At 35.4% G+C, this 8251-nt stretch carries 6 protein-coding genes; 5 read left to right on the forward strand and 1 reads right to left on the reverse strand.

The window, feature by feature from the left end:
- Positions 1-78: 78 nt before the first annotated feature.
- From ACEWK1_RS26565 to ACEWK1_RS26575, 3 genes are all read left to right on the forward strand, one after another.
- Positions 79-270, forward strand: a complete 192-nt coding sequence (locus ACEWK1_RS26565) for a hypothetical protein (protein ID WP_098797075.1) — start codon at positions 79-81, stop codon at positions 268-270.
- Between the two features lie 78 nt (positions 271-348).
- Positions 349-744 carry a hypothetical protein gene (locus ACEWK1_RS26570; protein ID WP_098797076.1) on the forward strand — a complete coding sequence of 132 codons (396 nt, stop codon included), beginning with the start codon at positions 349-351 and terminating at the stop codon, positions 742-744.
- A 12-nt stretch (positions 745-756) separates the two neighbouring features.
- A complete protein-coding gene (locus ACEWK1_RS26575) occupies positions 757-1266 on the forward strand; it encodes a hypothetical protein (protein WP_098797077.1) in 510 nt (169 codons plus the stop codon).
- Between the two features lie 292 nt (positions 1267-1558).
- On the opposite strand, the gene ACEWK1_RS26580 is transcribed toward ACEWK1_RS26575, so the two are convergent.
- Positions 1559-1765: a helix-turn-helix domain-containing protein gene (locus tag ACEWK1_RS26580; protein WP_098797078.1), complete on the reverse strand. Its 207-nt coding sequence runs from the start codon at positions 1763-1765 to the stop codon at positions 1559-1561.
- A 168-nt stretch (positions 1766-1933) separates the two neighbouring features.
- Here ACEWK1_RS26580 and ACEWK1_RS26585 point away from each other — a divergent pair, with 168 nt between their 5' ends.
- Together ACEWK1_RS26585 and ACEWK1_RS26590 are read left to right on the forward strand one after the other, a co-directional pair.
- Complete coding sequence (locus tag ACEWK1_RS26585) at positions 1934-3115, forward strand: hypothetical protein (protein ID WP_098797079.1); 1182 nt, start codon at positions 1934-1936, stop codon at positions 3113-3115.
- Positions 3116-3136: 21 nt separating this feature from the next.
- The coding region (locus ACEWK1_RS26590; RefSeq protein ID WP_416636820.1) for an Ig-like domain-containing protein at positions 3137-8251 on the forward strand (5115 nt) is incomplete at its 3' end.

Raw genomic sequence — 8251 nt, forward strand, 5'->3', positions numbered from 1 at the left:
TTGTTGAAGTAAAACTTACCCTTAAGGTGACTGATTTTATTAGTCGTTTTAAGGGTTTTAAATGGAGAGTGATAGATAATGGAAAAATTATTAATCTTATTAATGATTCTACTTTTTGCAGTAGGGATCACGAACTCTACTATTTTTGATGAAGATGGGATTCATACGGATGCAATCGATATGAAAGACAATACACAAGATATAGTTCAGAGCGCAAATGATTCAATGGAGACATTTGGTGGTGGTTTAGCAGCACCTACGACTCCATAATGTTTAGACACAAATATCATTTGTAGAGTGACAAGGCTATAGTATTTGTCACTCTATTAGCTTTTAGGAGGAAAAATAGTGGAAAAATTACTCGTTCTTTTAATGCTACTTCCTTTATGGTTAGTTGTCTTATTTCAACCTTCATTAGATCGTTTAGAAGAATCAAGAGAGAAAGTTATTCAAGTTGCATTACAAAGAGGAATTGATAAAGCAAGTCTAGAGGGTTATTTTACAGAGGATATTATTGATGAGATGAAAGATATAGTGAAAAAGGTTGGCTACGAAGAAGATGACATTGAATTGGAGCTAACCACTAATCCGGTGCTAAGAGGAAACTATATTCATGGAAAAATTAAAGTGCCTAATGAGTATCAGCATTTATTAATTAAAAATTTATTGGAAAGAGATACCTCTAATGAAGAGGAAATGTATCATGTACATATTGCCAGTAGGATGAGTGAATTCGTCAATTAAGGAGATTTATAGATGAGTAAGTTATTGGTGACGTTTATGATATTTTCATCGGTTATTACCTTATGGGTATATGATGTTGAATCATTACTTCAAGATCGAGCGAATAGGGAAATGCATTATGCTTTAGAAAATGCAGTTCATGATGCTTCTTTACAGGTAAATGAAATTGAAATGGTAGAAGATATAAAAGTTCAATTTGATCAAGTAGCTGGTCACGATGTCTTTATTGATACTTTAACTAAAAATATTCAATTTGATAAGAATCTACAACCAACTAATAAGACATTATTTAAATCACCGCTTGAAATAAAAGCTGCTGTATATTTAGATGATATGACACTTGATCCAATAACGAATGCGACCCTAGAGTTTCCTTATATCTATAACTTTGTGGATAGCACAAAAGGAATTGATTATGAGCAGGTTATCTTTGGTCCAAGTGTAGTATATGTGGTTGAGACTCAGATTGTGGGGCAAGATGAACCGACACAATTTATAAAAGTGCAGGAATATAAAAGGTAAGTGAAGAACCAAGAACCTTACCTAATTCAATGAACATATTATTCAAGGAATTAGGTAGGGTTTTTTGTTTGAGGTTACTAAAATTTTCTTTTCAAACAAGGTTCTACATAGTATAATCTAATATAAATTAATATTAAATTAGGCGGAAGACGCAATAACCTCTATTTCGATAGAGGTATATTGCGTCTTTTTTTATTGTCTTTTAGGAGGTGAAGCCGCTTCGGCGTTAATAGAAGAAGAAAAGTTGTGTATGTGGATGATAGATATGTTTGCTGAATTTTCAAGGTGAAGACTAAGCATCTCTATCTTTAATGATTAACTGGTCAATAGTGATACCAAACCCATCACAAATACGCTCTATCGTTTCAAGATCGGCTCTACTTTGTTTGTTATTTTTGATCTTTGATATCGCATTTCGGTGTAGACCAGTCATTTTAGCTGTCTCATCAATTGAGAGGTTATCCCTTACCATAAAGTACTCCAAATTCCACTTTAACATTACATTTACCTCCTTCACGATATGTTTATTATATGAAGAAAGTCATATAAAATCAACATGATCGTGTGCAAAAACTAGTGGAAAATGGAAACAAAAGGTTGTTTATGCACACGATTGTGTGTATAATAGAGTTAAGGAAGAATTTAGTCGAATAAGGAGGAAAAAGTAATGAAGAAAAAGTCTGTGTTAAAACCAATTTTAGGTCTTGCTATTGCGGGTGGGTTACTAGTTCCTACTGTAACTGATGTTAAAGCTGCTACAGTTGATCCTACAAAAATAACTACACTTCAGAATAGTGAGTATGATCTGCCTGATGGTGGACCAATTTTTTGGGGAGGTAAAGGAACAAACCTTTATAAGACCGACAAAGTGGTACCGGGTACGATAGTAGGTATATTTAAAAAAGGTACTCATTCCAGTTCGGAGGGGTATTTCAAAGAAGTGTTTGAAACAGGTAATACTTATGTGTATGGTTTTGCAGATCGTTTTGATGCAAAAAGCGCAACAAATCCATATCACTATATAGAAACTAAAGCTGAGAGATACGATCGAGTAAACGAGAACAACTATTCAAATTTTCATTTAAGATATAGTGTTTTTGTTAACAATCCCACAGGAAACTATTATTTAACCGCTCACCGTCAAGGGGCAGAGAACTTTTATAAGATGGAAGTCCGTTATTATGAAGGGGTAAATTACCTAAATCTATCTAAAGATGATTACTCTAAAGTTATAGATAACTATACTCCAGCACAATCAAAGAGTATTGCAGGGAAGAGTATTGTTATCCCAAAAGACACAAATCCGTATCGTGAGCCAATGGCAAGATTAATAGCTAAACAAGATATACCTTTACTTAAAAAGGAGAGTAACGGTACATATACGGCTGTGAAAATGCTTGAAAAGGGTGGATTCTACCGAATTTATGGAATAGATGGCAACCTTTATAACGTTGGTGGTGCTTATTATGTGCCTAGAAATGATGCATTAATGAGTCACTTTATTGGTAGATTACAAGTTAATAAATCTGTCCCAATGTATAACCCTAGTGGTCAAATTCACAGATATTTAACTGCTGGTGAAGCTGTTAGAGTCTTTGATTATGACAATGGAAAGTATGATGTTGGTGGAGGGTATTATGTTCTTGATAGTACTAAAATTCAGTACTTCGTTGGGGCTATTACAGCAAAACAAAATGTTTCAGTATTTAATGCAAATGGTAAGGTTGTATACACATTGAAAAAAGGCCAACGTGTGTTTATAGAAAGATTAGAAGGAAATAAAGCATATATTGATGGTGATACCTATATTGTTCATGATAAGTCAAAAACTACTTATAGTAAGAGCTAGAAATTTTAAGGTGGTGGCTCTATGAGAAAATTGAGACATAGTAAAATGTTTCAAGTATTGTTGATTTTAGTTATTCTCCTTTCTATGTTGCCACCTAACCTTTTTTCATTCGCTTTACCTGTATCAGCAGTAGAAAGCGTACCTGCAAATATAAAAGCTAGTAATGTTCCACTTGAAAGGTTGCTAGTTGAACCAGCAGGGAGTGTCCCGAGTAGCGGGAGACATCCTCAATGGTTTGAGAAAACTGGTAACCTTAATCCTTGGTCATATACAAGTATTAAAGAAAACGGGATATTACACCGTTCTACTGTTGCTGACAAGCATATGCAATTTCGAAAAACTAATTCGAGCCAGTATGTAACTGATCCTATTTCAATTGCAGGAGAAAATGAGGCAGCTGTTCGGAAAAAAATGCAAGAAATTATTGATAGGGAAAAGAAAAAGAATCAATATGCAACTCCAACTGAAGCCTTGGTTTTTCCAGTCCATAGTTATAGGACGTATCCTGTGTCTGTCTTAGACTGTAACAAATTTTCACTTGAAGATTCTAAGTATGGAAAAGTACCGACCGAGAGTGAGTTGAGGAACGGAACTTATTTTGGACGGTGCAATGCATTTACTTACACACCAGGAAACGACCCTTACATGAATAATATGAGTCTTTCAGATTGGACATATTACAGTAAGACATGGGGAACGCCAAGTGGAAGTTATAAAAAATATGAATATTACAACTGGCAAGGTGCGCGTTTTGAGAATCGCAATACTGATTACTTTTTACAAATGAAATTCGATGTTTTACCTCCTAGATATGTAAAAATAGAACTTGTACCGAGTAAAGCCACAATTAAAGTCGGTGACACTCAACAGTTCAAAGTATATGGCTATCTAAATACCGGGCATAAAGTAGATATTACAACACTAACGGAACTTGTTTCATCAAAAACGGATATTGCAGAAATTGATTTTACAGGACTAGCGACAGGATATGAAGAAGGTGTAACAGGAATTATTGCTACCTTTGAAGATCCTGTGAGTGGTAAAGAGCTAGTAGACAGAGGGCTGTTGACTGTCGTTGATGATGACTCAGTAATACCCGCTGATCCAGGAACAATTGAATTAACACCTGAGTATAGTGCAATCATGGTCGGTGAAAATCAGAGTTATAAGGTTGAATACATTAAGGCAGATGGTTCAAGGTTAGATGTAACAAGCACTTCAAGCTATAGTAGTAGTAATACATCAATAGCGAGTATTGATTCTACTGGTAAGGCTATTGGGATTGAAGAAGGACAAGTTACAATAACTGCAACTTACGATGGTAAAACTGACACAGCAATCCTTGATGTAACAGAGCTTATTATTGAATATGAGAATAAGCCGCCGATTGCTTCACTTGAAGTGTTAAAGGAATATTATTGGATTGAAACTGTTGAAATGACAGATTCAAGTTATGATCCTGATGGAACGATTGTTTCTACTAATCTACTAGTTGATGGAAAACCAAGTTCTTTACATGTGAAGTACCCAAGGGTAACTGTTCCAGAAAACCATGTTGCACATTTAACTGTTACAGATGATGACGGGGCTTCTTCTGATGTAAGTAAGAGTTTTAAAATTTTACCAACTACTCCAACAGCTGATCTATCAGTTTACGGAAGTCTCAAAGTAAATCGTAAAATAGTTTTAGACGCAACGAATTCAGATTCAAAAAGTCCTGTTCATGTTGCTCCGATTGACTATAGTCAGACCAACTGGACAATTACACCTATAACTGAAGGAATAACACAGGATGACATTAAGGTAAAAGTATCTAGTGATTATTCCAAAAGAGAAATCTTAGTAAGAAAACCTGGAGAATATGAAGCTACAGTTACAGTAACAAATAATTTAGGTGAGACAAGTGAGCCAGTAACCAAAAAGTTCACTGTAGCTCCTGACCTTAAACCGATTGCTCAATTTACAGTAGAGGGAAAGAAAGTACTTCGTGATGAAACTGGAATTGCTAAGGTTAAGTTAACGGATAGCTCGTATTCAATAGATGATGATACTATTGCACAACGCATATGGTATATAGAATATGATAGTAATAACGATGGACTTTTTGGAACTAAAAGAGATACACCCAAGCAGGTTATCTCAGATGCAAATGAGCCAGTCGTTTACTATGAAACAGATCGAGTGGGGAACTACCGTTTTAATTTAGAAGTCGTGGAAAGTTTTAATCAACCAACGATCCCTGAATTCATATTAGCGGAACACTACTTAAGAGACGATACGGAACCTACACTTCCAGTACCATTACAGAGTATTGATCAGTATCATAAAGTAGAGAATTTTAATATCCCTCAAAATGATAAGGCAGTAACTGTAGATAATGCTCCGCCTGTTGTTGATTTTGGTATAACCAAACATAATAAAGTTGATATTTACTTAAATTTTGCTGGTCTTGATACCGCAACAATGCAGACAAATCATACGAATTATGGTTCTCAAGATCGGTATTATCGAACAAATTATGTCGAAACAAGAACATGGGAAGCTTATGATTATAGTTATGATATTGATAGTGCTGAGAAAAATAAATTAACAGCTCTTGCGGGAGATTTAGAAGTAAACCTTATAACTAAGGGGATAGATGCACGAGTTGTTATTGATAACTCTTATGAGAATAGACCAGATCCGGATGGAACATATAACATTAATTACCCTAACTGGGGTACGACTTATTGGACAGATAGCTATTATGATACTGTAACATCAGCTAGTCCTAATTATTCTCCACCTTCTGGCTGGTACATTACTTCGACAACTGATAACACGCAAAATGAATCGTACACTTTTACTTGTTCATTCTCGACTGGAACCTACTGGTGTCCTAACTGGGATTCCTATACAAGTACATTACCATCTTGTGGTTATCTATCATGTACCTCTTGGAGTAAGACTTTTGTCAATCATACTTATGCTGATAGAACAGAATCAGATGCAAGAAGGGAAGAGAAAGGACTTCCACCACTATCACAAGATGCTTTTAGGACTTCTTCTACGGATAGGTATAGTCGAGTGAATACCGTTTCAAGGACATATAATATTCGAAAAGATGTTCCGCGATCCGCGTATGAGATACAGAACTTTACAACAAGTGGTTCGCAAAAACCTTTTATTGATACAACCGATTATAGTGAGGCTATTTCAAATGCCTCTTATAGAGCGGGAGCTGATAGTTATTATATCCGCTATGATAAAAGGAATTGGTCATGGACTAACAATACCTCAAAGTTTAGTAGTGTTATTTCTGCAATGAAAAACAATTCCATATACTTATGGAACACTGCAAATAATGATAATCGAGTAAACTTTGAGAAGGTTATGACCAATGGTTCAAAGCTTGGGCAGTTCACTGTGTATGATAGCACTGCTGCTGAAAAGCATGTTCAGGAGATTGAAGATTACTTTATTAGTAACTATGCTCACAAAGAGGACGGAGTTAATAAAACTATTGTTCTTGGTGATAAAGTTGATTATACCGTCACTTATGAAGATCATGAAAATGATCCAGAATTAAAACGAGAGTGGAAATTTGAACATGATCCAACTAAAGTAAACGGAAGGGTAATTGATAATCAACCTTCAGGTCCTATTGCACAAAACGGTCTATGGATTAACAATCCTATGCAACTACCAGCAGTAGGGACATATAAAATTCAATTACGTGCAATGGATGACCCAATTCACTTTAAAGATTCACGATTCTATAATTTCCGTAAGTGGTCAGATGAGAGCATAGTAAGGGAATACACAGTTAATGTTCATAGACGTCCTACAGCATTGTTTAATTTTACAGTAGACCAGAGTGATAATTTTAAACTCACATTAGATCCTTCACCTTCATATGATATCGATTTTAAAACTAATCGAGACGATAAAGGAATTGCGGAATATGAATGGAGTTATTATCTTGACGGTGTGGAATACGAAGGTAAGCCACCAGCTAACGTACAAGTTGACAAATTCTATGACGTAACATTGACTGTAACTGATATAGATGGTGCAAGTGATTCAATAACAAAGAGAATTAGCACGAAAAATGAAAATTTACCACCTGTTGCTTTATTTGAAGTACAGGATATAGTAACAAGAAGTGAAAAGTTAAACTTTATAGATTTAAGTTATGATCCAAACGATGACCCTCTTACAAACTATCAAATTACTGTGCGTAAACAAGGCGATCAAACAGTACTTAAGAATTTAACTTCTTGGCCAGAAAGTTTTGAAGAGATGGGATTGCCGATTGGAGAGTATGTTATTGGTTTAACTGTTGATGATATTCCTAAAGTTGGGGCTTCATTAACTTCAGAATTATATGAACGTAATATAAAAGTAATCCGTGATAATGATCCGCCAGTTTCGTTATTTACTTTAAGCCCTAACCCAGTTGAAAAAGGGAAACTTCTCACATACGAAGATCAGAGTTACGATCCTAATGGTGATCCTCTAATAAACTACAGTTGGTTAGTGGAACAAATTGACGAGAATGGGAACGTTATTGAATCTTGGAATACTGGTGTGCCACCAACAGATTTAGAGCAATTTGGTGGTATAGGCAAGTATAGAATTACACAAACGGTATTTGATGACCCGCCATTCCCGCTACAATCTTTATCTGATGATTATACAATTGAAGTGGAAATGATACAGGGACCAGAAGCGCCGTTTGCTGAATTTGCTTGGGAGCCACTACAACCAACAGAAGAAGACACGATTACACTTGATCCTTCTTATAGTTATGACTTAGACGGAACTATAGAGGGGTATGATTGGTCAATAAAAGCTCCTAATGGAATTGTTACAACCTCTACATTAATGAATCCTAAGATAATGAATGCACAGGTTGGTGAATATGAGGTAACTCTAAATGTAATTGACAATGATGGTCTAAAATCAATAATACCTGCTGTTCATACCATTTTGGTTAAACCTAAAGCACCTAATAAACCGCCTGTCGCTGAATATATTTGGGAGCCATTTAAGTTGTTTTTAGGAGACAATGTTAAATTAAATCCAGAAGGCTCATATGATGTCGATGGTACGATTGTTTCTTATGAATGGAGCATAGCACCAACTATTGGAGCA

The organism is Metabacillus sp. YM-086, assembly GCF_048059995.1.
In the GTDB taxonomy this organism is placed as follows: Bacteria; Bacillota; Bacilli; order Bacillales; family Bacillaceae; genus Metabacillus; species Metabacillus litoralis_B.

Bases quoted from the DNA above. Each gene is read 5' to 3' on its own strand.
- ACEWK1_RS26565 (WP_098797075.1), top strand. From the start codon at position 79: ATGGAAAAATTATTAATCTTATTAATGATTCTACTTTTTGCAGTAGGG.
- ACEWK1_RS26575 (WP_098797077.1), top strand. From the start codon at position 757: ATGAGTAAGTTATTGGTGACGTTTATGATATTTTCATCGGTTATTACC.
- ACEWK1_RS26580 (WP_098797078.1), bottom strand. From the start codon at position 1,765: ATGTTAAAGTGGAATTTGGAGTACTTTATGGTAAGGGATAACCTCTCA.
- ACEWK1_RS26585 (WP_098797079.1), top strand. From the start codon at position 1,934: ATGAAGAAAAAGTCTGTGTTAAAACCAATTTTAGGTCTTGCTATTGCG.